Below are 13,687 nucleotides of genomic sequence, written 5' to 3'. Positions count from 1 at the left end.
GGATTGCACTTACGAGATGCCTTGCCGATTGTGCGTGGTGGAGCCTAGAGAACTCCCATCATCGCAGGTCGCAAGGCATCTCTTCGTTCTACGGGACCTCCCCGACAGCGATCACACGGTGGATCCGGGCTGATTCGTTCACCTTCTACGATGCGGGCAGCGGCTTTCCTTCGGTGGCGACACACCGCCCGATGCAGTGCCATTAATGTCCGGCATTTCGATAGATTGCATGCAGCCATATCGGCCCTCGCAATATATCTCCATCGAAATCCATGAAAATGATATTTGCAGGTCCGGGAATGGCTGCACCTCGCCAGAAGGAACCTATATGCATGCAAGGATCAGGATCGCCCTGCTGGCGATCACAGCTCTCTTCGCGCTCGCGTTGACCCCGGGTGCCATCGCGCTGTCCGCGGTCACTGTCACCCAGGACAGCCTCACGCCGACCACCGCCTCTCCGAACAGCCCGGTCACCGCCACTTTGAAGGTGCACTCGTCTGCCTGTGTCACGGTGCTGCAACTCGGCGTGGCCGTGCGGGACTCGGCGGGGAACAACTACGACTTCCCGGGGTCGGTCGCCAACCCACTGCTGTGCCCGAGCGGCTACACGCTCACCACCGGATCGCGTACCTTCCCCGCTGGCACCTACAAGGAGTTCGGCTTCTACCGGGACGCGACCGGCTACCACAATCTCCCCCAGGTCACCCTGACCGTGGCCACGTCGGGAACCCCGAGCGACCCGACCAAGGGAAAGACCCTCACCTTCGCGGAGGAGTTCAACGCCCCGATCACCTACGGCGCCAAGTGGCAGGCCAGCACGACCAGCTCCTACCAGTACGGCACCCACAACCCGAACGACGACAAGCTCGACTGGCTGAACCCCGCCAACATCACCTACGCCAACGGACTGGCCACCTTCACCGCCCGCCCCAGCACCCACGTCCTGGAGAACGGCAAGCAGGCATGGGACACCGGCCTGCTCACCACGGAGGGCTCCACCCAGGGCTTCCAGGTCAAAACGGGCGACTACATCGAGACGTCGGTCGCCCTCCCCTCAGGCCTGGGAGCGTGGCCCGCGCTCTGGTCATGGAAGAACGGCGACACCGAGGTCGACAAGTTCGAGTACCACCCCGACAACCCGAACCTCCTGGAACTGACCAACCACGTCAACACGGCCCAGGACTACTACACCAACTCCGGCGCGGTGAGCCCCAACTGCTCGGTAAAGGTAGGAGCGGTCTACGGCGCCACGTCGGTCGACTGGTACGTCAACGGCGTCAAGGTCTTCTCCGACAACAAGGGCGTGGGAACGTCGTTCTCCGCATACATCATCCTGAACCTCTCCGTCGACGCCGGCACCTGGCACCCCGCGCCGTCGAACTCGAACCCGATCGGCTTCTCCGCCGACTACGTGCACGTATGGCGATAAGAACACCGGCCTTCTTTCAGGCCGGCGCCGTATGTCCCACCTCCCACTCCCGCAATCCTCGCTCGCGGCCGGCGTGCGAACTTCCCCTAGGACAGGTGATGGTCAGTTTTTGTAGGTCAGGCCCACGTCGTGGATGGGCCCTGTGGACCGTCCTGGCGACATGCGCGCTGAGCGCGGCTCCAGCCGTCGGCACCGCCGCGCCGGGCGACCACGCTGCCAAGCGCGCCCCTGCCCAGGCACGGGTGCCTGTGGCACACATCGATCCCGACCCGGATCCCGCCCCGGTGGGCGGCAACGTCACGGTGCACATCCTGCTGGCCAACAAGGGCCCCGCCCGAACGGCCTCACCGTTCACCGTCACGGTCAACATGCCCGACAACACCACCGCCACCGGCCCGTTCTTTCCCGACTCGTGCCTGGCCGACCCGCTCGGAGCCACCATCACCTGCGCGTTCCCCGCAGGCCTCAACAACCTGAGGACCGCGATCGTGAACATCCCCGCGCAGATCGCGGCAAGCGCGCCACCGCACTCGAAACTGCGCGACGGCTCGGTGACCGTGACCAACCCCGACGACCCGGACGCCAAGATCCGTACCGTGAAATTCACCATCAGAACCGCCTGATCTCCGGGCGGGCACAGATCGCCCCGGTCCCTGGCCGTGACCGCCACCGACGACGAGCATCCTCCCCGGATTCCGTGCACTCCGGGAGCGCGATCTCGGCTCTGCAGACGGGCGCTCCACCCGTAGCTCTAGCCAACAAGGAATACGTGCAATGCTCCGAAACATCCTCACGGCCGCGGCAGCCCTGGCCGTGGCTGCGGCCGCAGCGCCCGTCGCGATCGCGCAAACGCCCGCGGACTACCACCTCTCGGTGGTGCGGATCGATCCGAACCCGATCACTCCGGGCGGAAGCACCACCGTGCACGCCTTCATCGCCAACACCGGCCCCGACACCACCGACGTACCGTTCACCGTGACGGTGACCCTTCCCGACGGGGTGACCGCCACCGGCCCGTACTTCCCCGACAACTGCCGCGCCAACGGCTCGGCCTCCAGAGTCCGCTGCACCTTCCCCGCCGGACTCCCGGCCCTGGCGACCGCAACCGCGCTGGTGCCGGTCACCGCCTCGACGCTCATCACGCGGTCGGCCAGCCTGCAGGGACTGGTGTCCGTGCAGAGCGCGCACGACCACCACCCGGGCGACACCGCGTCACCGTTCACGGTCACCGTGACGGACTGACCTGAGAAGGCATCCGCAATCCGTTTGCGGCGTATGACTTTTCGCTGTTCAGGCATGGTGTTCGGGGTTGGGCGGCAGGGTTTCGGCGTCGGGTTGTCGAGGTGGGAACGGAATGTGTGATGCCGCCGTCGCCGCTGGGGTTGCTGGAGGAGCGGCGGGAGGCCGCTCGGGCGCGGGTGGAGGATCTGGAGGCGGAGTTGGAGCGCCTCGAGGGTGAGCTGAAGTCGGCGAGGGCGGTGTTGGGGCGTCGAGTGGTGGCGGTGGAGGAGTTGGCCGCGGCGCTCGTCCCGGTTGGGGATGCCGCGGGGTCGGCGGAGGCGGGGGTGCGGGTGCCGCTGAGCGAAAATCCCCGCCGGGCACGGGAACTCCACGCCGGATCGGTACGACTACCTGGTCCGGGCCGCAGCGGCGGCCCGTGTGCATCCGGATTTCCAGGAGAGTTCCATGCGTTCTCGCGTGTTGTGCGGCCTGGCCGCCGCCGTGGCCCTGCTCGCCGCCGGCTGTGGCAGTGGCAGCCCGTCGGACGGGCCGTCCGGCGACGCGACCGGTACGACCGCGGCGGCCGCAGGTGGGGCCGGTGCCTACCCGGTGAAGGTGACGGACTGCGGCGGTGCCGAGACCATCTTCACGTCCGCTCCGAAGCGGATCGTCACCAGCAACGCCTCCAGCCTGGAGATGCTGCTCCGGCTCGGGGCCGGGGGCCAGGTGATAGGCACCGGGTTCCCGCCCGGCAAGGGCACCATGCCGGACGACCTCGCCGCCCAGGCGGCGAAGGTGCCCGTGCTCGGCCAGATGGTGATCGCCAAGGAGAAGCTGCTCGGATCGGGCGCCGACCTCTACATCGACACCTTCGCCGCCATGAACGGCACGGGCGGCGGCGGTATGGGCGGGGCAATGGGCTCCGCGCCCACCGAGCAGGAGTTCGCGGCGGCCGGGGTCAAGCACGTCTACCTGCACTCCACCGCCTGCGCCGCCACCCGCAAGGGTCCGCAGCAGGACCTCGCCGAGGTCGAGGCCGACATCAAGCGTCTGGGCGCGATCACCGGCACGTCCGCCAAGGCGGACGAGCTTGTCACCGGTATGGAGCAGAAGACCGGTGCCGTCCAGGCCGCCGTCAAGGCGGTCCCGGCTGACCAGCGCCCCACGTACTTCTTCTTCGACTTCGACGCCGGGACCAAGCAGCCGATGGCCGTCTGCGGCAAGCAGGTGGCCAACGCCGTGATCACCCTGGCCGGCGCGCGCAACGTCTTCGCCGACTGCGACGGCGACTTCAAGCCGGTCGCCTGGGAGGACGTGGTGGCCAAGAACCCCGACTGGATCCAGCTCGGCGTCCGCAACCGGGGGAGCGAGGCGGACAACGCCAAGGCCTTCGACGAGGCCGCCCAGTTCCTGCGGGACTTCCCGGCGACCAAGGGCCTGAAGGCCGTCCAGGAGGGCCACTTCGTCCGGATCGGTTCCGAGGTCACCACCATCGCCGGCGTCCGCAACGCCGACACCGTGCAGCAGATCGCCCGCACCGTCCACCCCGACCTGGTGAAGTGATGGCGGCGTCAGCCGCCACCCGGGCGGGCACCGGCCCCGGTCCTGAGGATCCCGAAATCGGCGCCGGATCCGGCTCCGAGTCTGAGGCCGATTCCGAGTCCGGTTCCGAGGCCGAGCCTAAGGGCGGGGCCGGGCGTGCCGTGCGGTCCGTGCGGTCCGTACGGGCCGGGGTGGTGGCCGCGCTGCTCGGTGTGGCCCTGCTCGCCGCGCTGACCGCCGCCGTCTCACTGGGGTCGGTGGACATCCCGGTCGGCGAGGTCTGGTCCGTGGTGGGCCGCCGACTGACCGGCGGCGCGGCCGAGCCGGGATCGCGTGACCTCATCGTCTGGCAACTCCGCGCCCCGCGAGCCCTGTTGGCCGCCGTGGTCGGCGCCGGGCTCGGCCTGGTCGGCGCCGCCGTCCAGGCCCTCGTCCGCAACCCGCTCGCCGACCCCTACCTGCTGGGGATCTCCTCCGGAGCCTCGCTCGGCGCGGTCGCCGCCGTCGTCCTCGGCACGGGCGCCGGGTCCGCGATCGGATTCGGAGCCTCCGGCGCGGCCTTCGCCGGGGCGCTCGCCGCCTTCGCCCTGGTGTGGACGATGGCCAGGCGCGGCGGCGGGTTCTCGCCGTTGCGGCTGGTGCTGGCCGGCGTCGGGATCGGGCAGTTCCTCTCCGGCTTCACCAGCTACCTGGTCCTCCAGGCCGGGGACGAGCAGCAGACCAGGGGCGTTCTGTTCTGGCTGATGGGCAGCCTCAGCGGCGCCCAGTGGAGCCAACTCGCCATCCCCGCCGGAGCGGTGGCGCTCGGCCTGCTGGTCCTCCAGGCCCGCGCCCGCGCGCTCAACGCCCTGCTGATGGGTGACGAGACCGCCGCCGGACTCGGCGTGGACGTGGTCCGGCTGCGCCGTGAACTCTTCGTCGTCACCAGCCTGCTCACCGGCGTCCTGGTCGCGGTCTCCGGCGCGATCGGCTTCGTCGGCTTGCTCGTCCCGCACGCCTGCCGACTGGTGGTCGGCGGCGACCACCGGCGCCTGCTGCCGGTCTCCGCCCTGGCCGGGGCGGTCCTGCTGGTGATGGTGGACACCGTTGCCCGGACCGCGCTGGACACGCAGGAAGTCCCGATCGGCGTCGTCACCGCGCTGATCGGCGCACCCGCCCTGCTCTACCTGCTCGACCGACGCCTGGAGCGCTGAACCGATGATGCGAATCGCCGTGGACGACGTGTCCGTCACCCTCTCCGGCCGCAGCATCCTCTCCGGCGTCCACCTGGTTGCCGGGGAAGGTGAGATCGCCGGGTTGATCGGCCCCAACGGCAGCGGGAAGTCCACCCTGCTGCGCACCGTCTACCGCCATCTGAAGCCGACGTCCGGCCGCGTCCTGCTCGCCGACCGGGACGTCCGGGAACTCGCGCCGGCGGAGGCCGCCCGGCACCTCGCGGCACTCCCTCAGGAGCGCGGCAGCGACTTCGAGTTCACCGTCCGCGAGGTGGTGGCGATGGGACGCTCGCCCTACCAGCGGGCCTTCGCCGGGGAGAGTACCCAGGATCGGGCGGCGGTGGCCGACGCACTCGCCCAGGTCGGCCTGGCCGGCCACGAACGCCGCAGTTTCGCCGCCCTCTCCGGCGGTGAACGCCAACGCGTCCTGCTCGCACGGGCGTTCGCCCAGCAGCCGGACGTCCTGGTGCTGGACGAGCCCACCAACCACCTCGACGTCCAGCACCAGGTCGAACTGCTCGCCCTGCTGCGCGCCCAGCGCCGGACCACCCTGATCTCGCTGCACGACCTCAACGCCGCGGCCTCGCTCTGCGACCGCCTGCACGTCCTGCACCGGGGCGAGGTGGTGGCCTCGGGCGGACCGCGCGACGTCCTCACCCCGGAGCTGCTGGCCGAGGTGTTCGGCGTGCGGGCCGCAGTGGTCGACCACCCGCTCACCGGCGACCCGCTGATCGCGTTCGACCACCGCAGCCCGGTCGGCACCGCGCCGCTGCCCTGACCGCATCCGCCGCATCCGCCGCACCCGCCGCCCGCGCAGCGGCGCGAGAGCCGACCGGGCCCCGCGCCGCTGCGCCGACGCACGGCTGTGCGGGAGTCAGCCGGCCTCGTAGTGGCTGGGCCGGCCGTCCCGCAGGATCAGGCGTCCGGCCTGTTCGGCGAGCTCGCGCTTGAGCAACTCCCAGCTGCCGTCCGGCCGGTGGAGGACACAGGAGTGCCAGGGGGTGGTCCAGGCGTCGTGCGAGTCGAGCAGGTTGATGCCGAACTTGGCGGCACCTCGGCGCTGCGGGTGGATGGAGAGCCGGACCGAGCGCGGGTGGTGGTCGGCGATCAGGTCGCCCCAGGCGCGGCTGCGCTGGATCACGCCGTACGCGCGTCGGCGGCACTCGCGTTGCAGGGCGGATCTGGTGCCGGGGAAGTCGGCGGTGTCGTCCACCAGGAAGCGGGTGATGCCGCAGTAGAGGCGTTCGGTGTCGACGTCCGAGCGGATCTCGGCACGCAGTTGGTCGACCGTCGGCGCGTACCGGGCGTGCACCAGGGCGCGCTTCTCGTCGTGCGGCAGGTCGCCGAGGACGTCGCGCAGGTCGAAGACCGAGAGGTGCTGGAACTGCTCGCGGCGGATGACGGCCTTCAACTCGTCCGAGTAGGCGTCGATATGGTCGTCCGGGACGCGCACCAGATCGCCGAAGATGTGGCCGTCCGAGCAGATCACCATCCGGGCGCCGGGCGCGTGTATCTCGCGGACGGCCGCGCACAGCTCGTCCAGGAAGCCGAGCGAGAGCCGTTCGCCCTCGTCCGGGAGGTGACCCAGCACCTTGGCGGGGTTCGGGGACTTGCACGGGAAGCCGGGCAGGGTGAACACGATCGGGTCGCCGACGGCCACGAAGGAGGCGAGCTGGCGCAGTTGGTGCGGGAAGGCCGTAACAGGAGCTGGCTCGTCGGGGTCGGCGGCGCGGCGGTGGGGCAGCAGCAGCTCCAGGACGGCGGCGCAGGTGCGTTCGACCTGGTCCGGGGAGACGACGGGCGGTACGGGGGCGGCGATGGTGCCGACGGGCGGCATGCGGTCCTCCACGAGGGCATGGCGGTATGGCGTCCGGGCAGGCCGCAAGGCCGCGCGAACGCGGATGAATCGGACGGGGTCGGGTCAGTCGCGCTGGTCGTAGGCCACGGGCAGGCGGTTGACGCCACGGGCGAGGACGGCCGGGATCCACTCGATCTCGGACTCGGCGACGGCCGGACGCAGGCCGGGCAGGCGGGCGAGCAGGGTGCCGAGGGCGATCTGCAGCTCGGCGCGGGCCAGGGCGGCGCCGGGGCAGAAGTGGACCCCGTGGCCGAAGGACAGATGCGAGTTGGGGGAGCGGTCGAAGTCGAGGGTGTCGGCCTCGGGGAACTGCTCGGGATCGCGGTTGGCCGCGCAGAGCGAGACGATCACCGAGTCCCCGGCGGGGATCCGGGTGCCGTGCAGCTCGCTGTCCTCGGCGAAGAAGCGCCAGGTGGTCAGCTCGAACGCACCGTCGTGGCGCAGGAGTTCCTCGACCGCCCGGGGGAGCAGCGCGGGGTCCCGGCGCAGCCGTGCCAGCTGGTCGGGATGGCGCAGCAGGGTCATCAGCATGGTGCTGATCTGGTTGGTGACCGGTTCCTGGCCGGCCACCAGCAGCTGGAAGATCATCGAGTCCAGCTCCTCCTGGCTGAGCTCGCCGCCGTCCCGTGCGGTGACCAGCCGTCCGAGCAGGTTGTCCGCCGGTGCTGTGCGCTTGGCCTCGATCACGTCGGCGATGTAGTGCTGGAGGGCTCGGAGCCGGGCCTCGTAGGCAGGCCGGCCGGGGTCGTTCGGGCCGACCGGCTGCACCACCTTGCCCCAGTCGCGGTCGAAGCGTCGCGCCAGTTCCGCGGGCAGTCCGATGACTTCGGCCAGGACCTGGAACGGGAAGTGGGCCGCGAAGCCGCCGATCAGGTCCGCGCCCCCGTGCTCGGGCAGGGCGTCCACCAGGGCGTCGGCCAGTTGCTGGAAGCGCGGGCGCAGCGATTCGATCCGGCGCGGCGCGAAGGCGTCCAGGACGAGGCGGCGCATCCCGGTGTGCTTGGGCGGGTCCTGGTGCAGCAGGTGCACCTGGAGCCGGGAGTGCTGGGGTTCGGGCATGATCGAGGCGAGTCGCCGCCAGTTGTCGTTGCCGAGGCTGTGGTTCTTGCCCAGCCGCGGGTCGTTGAGCGCCTGGTGGGCGGCCTGGTAGCCGGTCACCAGCCAGGCGGCTATGCCGCTGGGGAACCGGACCCGGTGCACCGGACCGGCTTCGCGCAGTTCGCGGTAGAGCGGGTACGGGTCGCGCTTGTACTCGCTTCCGTACAGCGGCACCGGCTCGACGCCGTGGGCCACCGGGCAGCGCGGTGGATCGGTAGCGGGGCGGGGGTCGGGCGGGGTCATCGGGAAACCCTTCGGGCGAGACGGGTGGGTCGGATAGGTCGGGCAGCGGACGTCAGAGGGTGAGCGTCGGCCGGTGGTGGTCGAGCCAGAGCGAGAGGTCCACCACCCGTTCCAGCCGCAGGCGTTGGCCCCAGGACAGTCGCTCGGGAGCGGCGTCCAGGGCGGGCTTCAGGACTGCGGCGTCGGCGATCTCGCGGACGGCGGACAGGTCGAGGGCCGCGCGGGCGAGCTGCTGCAACCCCCGGGTGTACTCGGGGTGGTGGGTGGCCGGGTAGTGGTTCTTGGGCCGGTACAGGACGGACTCCGGCGCCATGCCGGTGCCGACGTCGCGCAGCAGGCTCTTCTCCCGGCCGTCGTGGCTCTTCATCGACCAGGGCGTGTTGAAGGCGTACTCGACCAGCCGGTGGTCGCAGTACGGCACGCGGACCTCCAGCCCCTGGGCCATGCTCAACCTGTCCTTGCGGTGCAGCAGTTGGCGCAGCCAGCGGGTCAGTGAGAGGTGCTGGAGCTCGCGTTGGCGGTGTTCCGTCGGGTCCTCGCCGTCCAGGTGCGGGACGGCGACGAGGGCGTCGCGGTAGGTCGCGTCGCGGAACTCGCCGATCCGCAGCTCGGCGGCGAGTTCGGGGTTGAGCGGCATCGCCGCCTCGTCGCCGGTGACCAGCAGCCAGGGAAAGGTCTCCGCGGCGATGGCGGCCGGGTTGTGGAACCAGGGGTAGCCGCCGAAGACCTCGTCGGCCGCCTCGCCGGAGAGTGCGACCGTGGAGTGCCGGCGGATCTCGCCGAAGAGCAGGTAGAGCGAGGTGTCCATGTCCCCGACGCCGATCGGCGAGTCCCGGGCGACCACCACCGCCCGCCGGTGCTCGGGGTCGAGCAGCGCGAGCGGGTCGAGGACCACCGTGCTGTGGTCGGTACCGATGAAGCGGCCCGCCTCGGCGGCGTACGGGGTGTCGTGGCCGGTGCGCAGCACGTCGCCGGTGAAGCTCTCGGCCTGGTCGCTGTAGTCGACGGCGTACGAGCGCAACCGCGCCTGCGTGCCGTAGGTGAGCCGGAGTTCGTCGGCGGCGAGAGCGGTGAGGACGGTCGAGTCGAGGCCGCCGGAGAGCAGACTGCACAGCGGGACGTCCGCCTCCAGCTGGGCGCGCGCGGTGTGGTTCACCAGGGAGCGCACCTGCTCGACGGTCCCGGGCAGGTCGGCCGTGTGCGGGCGGGCCGTCAACTCCCAGTACCGGTGCTCCCGTATGCCGTCACGGCCGATGACGAGCAGCCCGCCCGGCGGTACCTCGCGCACGCCGGCCCAGAGCGTGGGGCCGGTGTTGAACAGCAGGCTGTACGCCTCGCGCAGCCCGTCCGCGTCCACCCGGGGGCTCAACTCGGGGTGTGCGAACAGGGCCTTGGGCTCGGAACCGAAGGCAACCCCGCCGTCGATCCGCGCCCAGAACAGCGGCTTGACGCCCAGGCGGTCCCGGACGAGCAGGAGTTGCTCGCGGTGCTCGTCCCAGATCGCGAAGGCGTACATGCCCTCCAGCCGGTCGGCGAGGCCCGTGCCCCACTGCTGGTAGCCGCGGAGGACCACCTCGGTGTCACTGCGGGTGCGGAACTCGTGCCCGAGGCGGCGGAGTTCGGCGCGCAGCCGGTGGTGGTTGTAGACCTCGCCGCTGTAGCTGAGGACGACGCCGGGCCGGTCGGGCCGGTCGGCCATCGGCTGGACGCCGCCGACCGGGTCGAGCACGGAGAGCCGGCGGTGCCCGAGGGCCGCGTGGGTGCCGAGCCAGACACCCGCGGCGTCCGGGCCGCGCCGGGCCATAGTGGCGGTCATCGCCTCGATGACCCCGGCGTTCTGGAGGTCGTGGCCGGCTTGGGTGGCCAGGGTGTCCGGGCGGAAGGACACCCAGCCGGTGATGCCGCACATATGGCTGCTCCTCGGTGCGAACTGGTCTGCGGGGTGTGGAATGTGGCTGCGGGCTGCGGGCTGCGGGCTGCGGGCTGCGGGTCGGTACGGCCGGTCAGCCGGCGGGCGCTGCCGGGCGCCGTCCGGGCCGGAGCAGCAGGGCCGCCGCCGCACCGGCACCGAGCGCCGCCAGCGTCAGCCCGGCCCGTACGCCGCCGCTGTCGGCGCCGCCGAGCGCCCAGACGGCGGTGGCCAGCGCGGGGCCGAGGGTGAACCCGAGGCTGCGGGCGAGTTGGACCGCCGAGCCCGCCGTGGCCATCCGCTCCGGCAGCGCGGCGCTCATCACCAGGGCCTGCACCGGACCGCCGTACAGCCCGGTCCCGAATCCGGCGAGCGCCAGCCGCCAGGCGACGTCGGCCGGTGTCCAGCCGTCCCCGAGCGGTACGAGCAGCAGGAGGCCGACCGCGGTCAGCGCGGCCCCGGCGGTGGCCAGGGCGCGCGCGCCGAAGCGGTCGGCGAGGCGCCCGCCGAGCGGCCCGGCCAGGCCCATGGCGGCGGGGAAGCAGAGCACGGTCAGTCCGGTCGTGGTGGCGCTCACCGCCTCGTCCCGCTGGAGGTGCAGTGCGATCAGGTAGTGCATCGCGGCGAAGCCCGCCGCCAGCGCCAGCACGGCCGCGTGGACCCCGTACGTGCCCGCGTCGCGCAGCACGGCGGTGACCCGGCGGCCGCCGGGTCTTCTCGCCCAGCCGACGGCGAGCGGTACGGCCGGCACCGCCAGCAGCAGCCAGAACGGCGAGCCGGGGGAGAGGCTGAGCGCGAGCAGGACGGCGGTCACCGCGCCGCCGACCAGCGCGGCGTCGGCGAGGGTGCGCCGGTCGGGCAGGCGCAGGGTGCCGCCCGGCGGGACGTTCCGCCGGGCGATCAGCAGAGCGGCGAGACAGACCGGCAGCTTCACCAGGAAGACCGCCCGCCAGCCGAGGTGGTCCAGCAGCAGCCCGCCGAGGGCAGGTCCGGTCACCGCACCGAGCGGTCCGAGGGTGGCGGGGACGCTCATCGCCCGACCGCGCAGCTCGGGCCGGACCGACCGTGCGGCCAGCACCGGCATCAGCACGAACAGCACTGCGCCGAAGGTCCCCTGCACAAGTCGGGCGGCGATCAGCCAGAGTGCCGAGGGCGCGACCGCGGCGGCCGTGCTGCCCAGCGCGAAGCCGCAGATCGCGCAGAGCAGGGCGGGCCGCAGCCCCGCCCGGTCCAGCCACTGGCCGGCGGGCAGCAGCAGGGCGACCACGGGCAGCTGGTACCCGAGCACGGCCCACTGGGCGGTCTCGACGGAGACCCCGAAGCTGCGGGAGAGCGAGGAGACCGCGATGTTGACGATGTTCATGTCGAGCATCGCCACGAAGGACAGCAGACCTGCGACGAACACCAGGCTCCACCGGTCGACCGTCAACGATGCGGCGGCCTGCCCGGCCTGCCCGGCCTGCCCGCCGCCGGACGGCGACCCAGCGCTACCCGGGTCCGGGCCGTCGTCGGGAGACCGACGGGGGCCCGGACCCGGGTGGGTTCCCGGCTCTCGTGGGAGCATGCGAGCCCCTCCTTCCGTAGTGACGGACGCCGTCGGGCGACGGCGTCCGTCACAGCAGTCGGGCGTCGGCCGCCGCGAGTTCCCGAACAGACGGTTGATTTTCGGGTCGGTGCGGACAGCAGCCGATCAGCACGCGTACGACGCAGCCGTCAGCCCGCCAGTGCGGGAGATCGCTCCCGCCCGGCCCACGGCGTCGGCCCGGGACGCTGCGGTTCCCCGATCCCGCAGCGCCCCGCCGAACCGCCTACCGAACCGCGCCCCGCCGAACCGCCCGCAGCCGAACCGCGCCCCGCCGGGTCGGTCGCACCCCCGTCGCCGTCCGCCGAGCGGAGCAGCGTCACCAGATCGTCCCGGGCCCGCGCGACCCGGGACCGTACGGTGCCCACCGGGCAGCCGGACACCGCCGCTGCCTCGGCGTAGCTGAGCCCGACGACCTGGGTGAGGACGAACGCCTCGCGCCGCTGTGCGGGCACCCGGTCCAGCAGGTCGCTGAGCACCACCTCGTTCTCGAAGCGCGGCACCTCGTCGGGCCGCTGCTGCTGTTCGGCCGCGGCCTGCCAGTCCGGCAGCGCCGCGCACTGCGGACGGGCCGCCGCGCTGCGGTAGCGGTCCACCACCACCCGGCGGGCGATCGACAGCAGCCAGGTCCGGGCGGAGGAGCGACCCGCGAAGCCGGGCAGGCTGCGCAGTGCGCGCAGGAAGGTCTCCTGGGCGAGATCGTCCGCGGACTGGACGTCGGTCAGGTGCGCGACGAACCGCCACACATCCCGCTGGGTGGCCCGGACGAACGCCTCGATGTCCGCGGGGCGCCCGCTCCGGGCGCGCAGGGCCACGGCCGTCAGCTGCTCGTCATCCACGGCACACCCCCGGCCCACCGGCCCGGACGGCCCGGACCGCCGGAGCGGCCGAGGGCTCCGGCGCTACCGGACACACGGTCGAGTAGGAGACCATGACGGCATGACCTGTGCCGACTACCGAAGTGCGATGTCCGCCCAGCTCGACGGTGAGCGTACGGGTGCGGCGCTCACGCCGGTCGGCGCCGGGGACGGACACGGGGAGGGGGGCCTCGCCGCGCACGCGGAGCAGTGCGCCGACTGCCGCGACTGGCTGGCGGCGGCTCGCAGGCTGCGGGCACTGACGGCCGGGGCCCAGGGCCCGTCGGCCGAGTGGTCCGCCGGGCTGCTGGATCGGCTGCTGGAGCGGCTGGACGCCGACGGGGACGACGAGGCCCGGACGGCGTGAGAGCGCTGCGGCCGGATTGGCTGCGGGTGCGCCGACCCGGGCGCTGACGGAGGCGGCGGGGTGTCCGCCGCCGATGGGATGTCCTGAGGTCATGGCATGTCCTGAGGGCAGGGAGTGGCTGCGGCGCCGCGATCGGCGGCACCGCCAGGAGAGCGCGCGTCACCACGGCGCGCCGGAGGCACGCCTCTGCAGCCCGGAGCAGGGGCGCAGGGGGCGTGCGGCCGCAGGACCGGAACAGCGGTCCGGGCACGGTCGTCCGTCGCGGTGGTGCGAGCCGGCCCCCGCGACCACCCGGGAGGACCGGGAGGCGCGGGCGGGGGCGACCTGCCCGCCGCTGCCGAGCGGACCCCGGAGTCGGCGCCGGGAG

General features: G+C 72.2%; 11 protein-coding genes and 1 pseudogene. 7 read left to right on the top strand and 5 right to left on the bottom strand.

Annotated elements, in window-relative coordinates:
- Positions 1-328: 328 nt before the first annotated feature.
- The 6 genes from UK12_RS22280 to UK12_RS22255 all read left to right on the top strand — a co-directional run bounded on the left by UK12_RS22280 (position 329) and on the right by UK12_RS22255 (position 6,184).
- A complete protein-coding gene (locus UK12_RS22280; protein WP_197085075.1) occupies positions 329-1,429 on the top strand; it encodes a glycoside hydrolase family 16 protein in 1,101 nt (366 codons plus the stop codon).
- Between the two features lie 248 nt (positions 1,430-1,677).
- Positions 1,678-2,052 carry a hypothetical protein gene (locus tag UK12_RS22275; protein ID WP_045304856.1) on the top strand — a complete coding sequence of 125 codons (375 nt, stop codon included), beginning with the start codon at positions 1,678-1,680 and terminating at the stop codon, positions 2,050-2,052.
- Positions 2,053-2,203: 151 nt separating this feature from the next.
- On the top strand, positions 2,204-2,671 hold the full coding sequence (locus tag UK12_RS22270; protein WP_045304855.1) for a hypothetical protein: 468 nt from the start codon (positions 2,204-2,206) through the stop codon (positions 2,669-2,671).
- A gap of 444 nt (positions 2,672-3,115) precedes the next feature.
- Positions 3,116-4,213 (top strand): ABC transporter substrate-binding protein, encoded by a 1,098-nt coding sequence (locus UK12_RS22265; RefSeq protein ID WP_045304854.1) that lies wholly within the window; start codon positions 3,116-3,118, stop codon positions 4,211-4,213.
- A 149-nt stretch (positions 4,214-4,362) separates the two neighbouring features.
- Positions 4,363-5,385: a FecCD family ABC transporter permease gene (locus tag UK12_RS22260; RefSeq protein WP_231591333.1), complete on the top strand. Its 1,023-nt coding sequence runs from the start codon at positions 4,363-4,365 to the stop codon at positions 5,383-5,385.
- Positions 5,386-5,389: 4 nt separating this feature from the next.
- On the top strand, positions 5,390-6,184 hold the full coding sequence (locus UK12_RS22255) for an ABC transporter ATP-binding protein (protein ID WP_331386663.1): 795 nt from the start codon (positions 5,390-5,392) through the stop codon (positions 6,182-6,184).
- A gap of 96 nt (positions 6,185-6,280) precedes the next feature.
- On the opposite strand, the gene UK12_RS22250 is transcribed toward UK12_RS22255, so the two are convergent.
- The 5 genes and pseudogenes from UK12_RS22250 to UK12_RS22230 form a co-directional block, all read right to left on the bottom strand.
- Complete coding sequence (locus UK12_RS22250) at positions 6,281-7,243, bottom strand: L-tyrosine/L-tryptophan isonitrile synthase family protein (protein WP_045304853.1); 963 nt, start codon at positions 7,241-7,243, stop codon at positions 6,281-6,283.
- 84 nt (positions 7,244-7,327) lie between these two features.
- Positions 7,328-8,605: a cytochrome P450 family protein gene (locus UK12_RS22245; RefSeq protein WP_082119833.1), complete on the bottom strand. Its 1,278-nt coding sequence runs from the start codon at positions 8,603-8,605 to the stop codon at positions 7,328-7,330.
- A gap of 52 nt (positions 8,606-8,657) precedes the next feature.
- A complete protein-coding gene (gene asnB / locus UK12_RS22240; protein WP_045304851.1) occupies positions 8,658-10,514 on the bottom strand; it encodes an asparagine synthase (glutamine-hydrolyzing) in 1,857 nt (618 codons plus the stop codon).
- Positions 10,515-10,608: 94 nt separating this feature from the next.
- Positions 10,609-11,919, bottom strand: a complete 1,311-nt coding sequence (locus UK12_RS22235) for an MFS transporter (RefSeq protein WP_231591332.1) — start codon at positions 11,917-11,919, stop codon at positions 10,609-10,611.
- Between the two features lie 473 nt (positions 11,920-12,392).
- Positions 12,393-12,953, bottom strand: a pseudogene (locus UK12_RS22230) (sigma-70 family RNA polymerase sigma factor); the annotation flags it as partial.
- A gap of 82 nt (positions 12,954-13,035) precedes the next feature.
- On the opposite strand from UK12_RS22230, the gene UK12_RS41530 reads away from it, so the two are divergent.
- Complete coding sequence (locus UK12_RS41530; protein WP_045304848.1) at positions 13,036-13,320, top strand: hypothetical protein; 285 nt, start codon at positions 13,036-13,038, stop codon at positions 13,318-13,320.
- Positions 13,321-13,687 lie beyond the last annotated feature (367 nt).

This window comes from Saccharothrix sp. ST-888 (genome assembly GCF_000955975.1).
Taxonomy (GTDB): domain Bacteria; phylum Actinomycetota; class Actinomycetes; order Streptomycetales; family Streptomycetaceae; genus Kitasatospora.
Note: the sequence above shows the minus strand (reverse complement) of the source record. Positions and strands in the feature narration are given on the sequence as shown.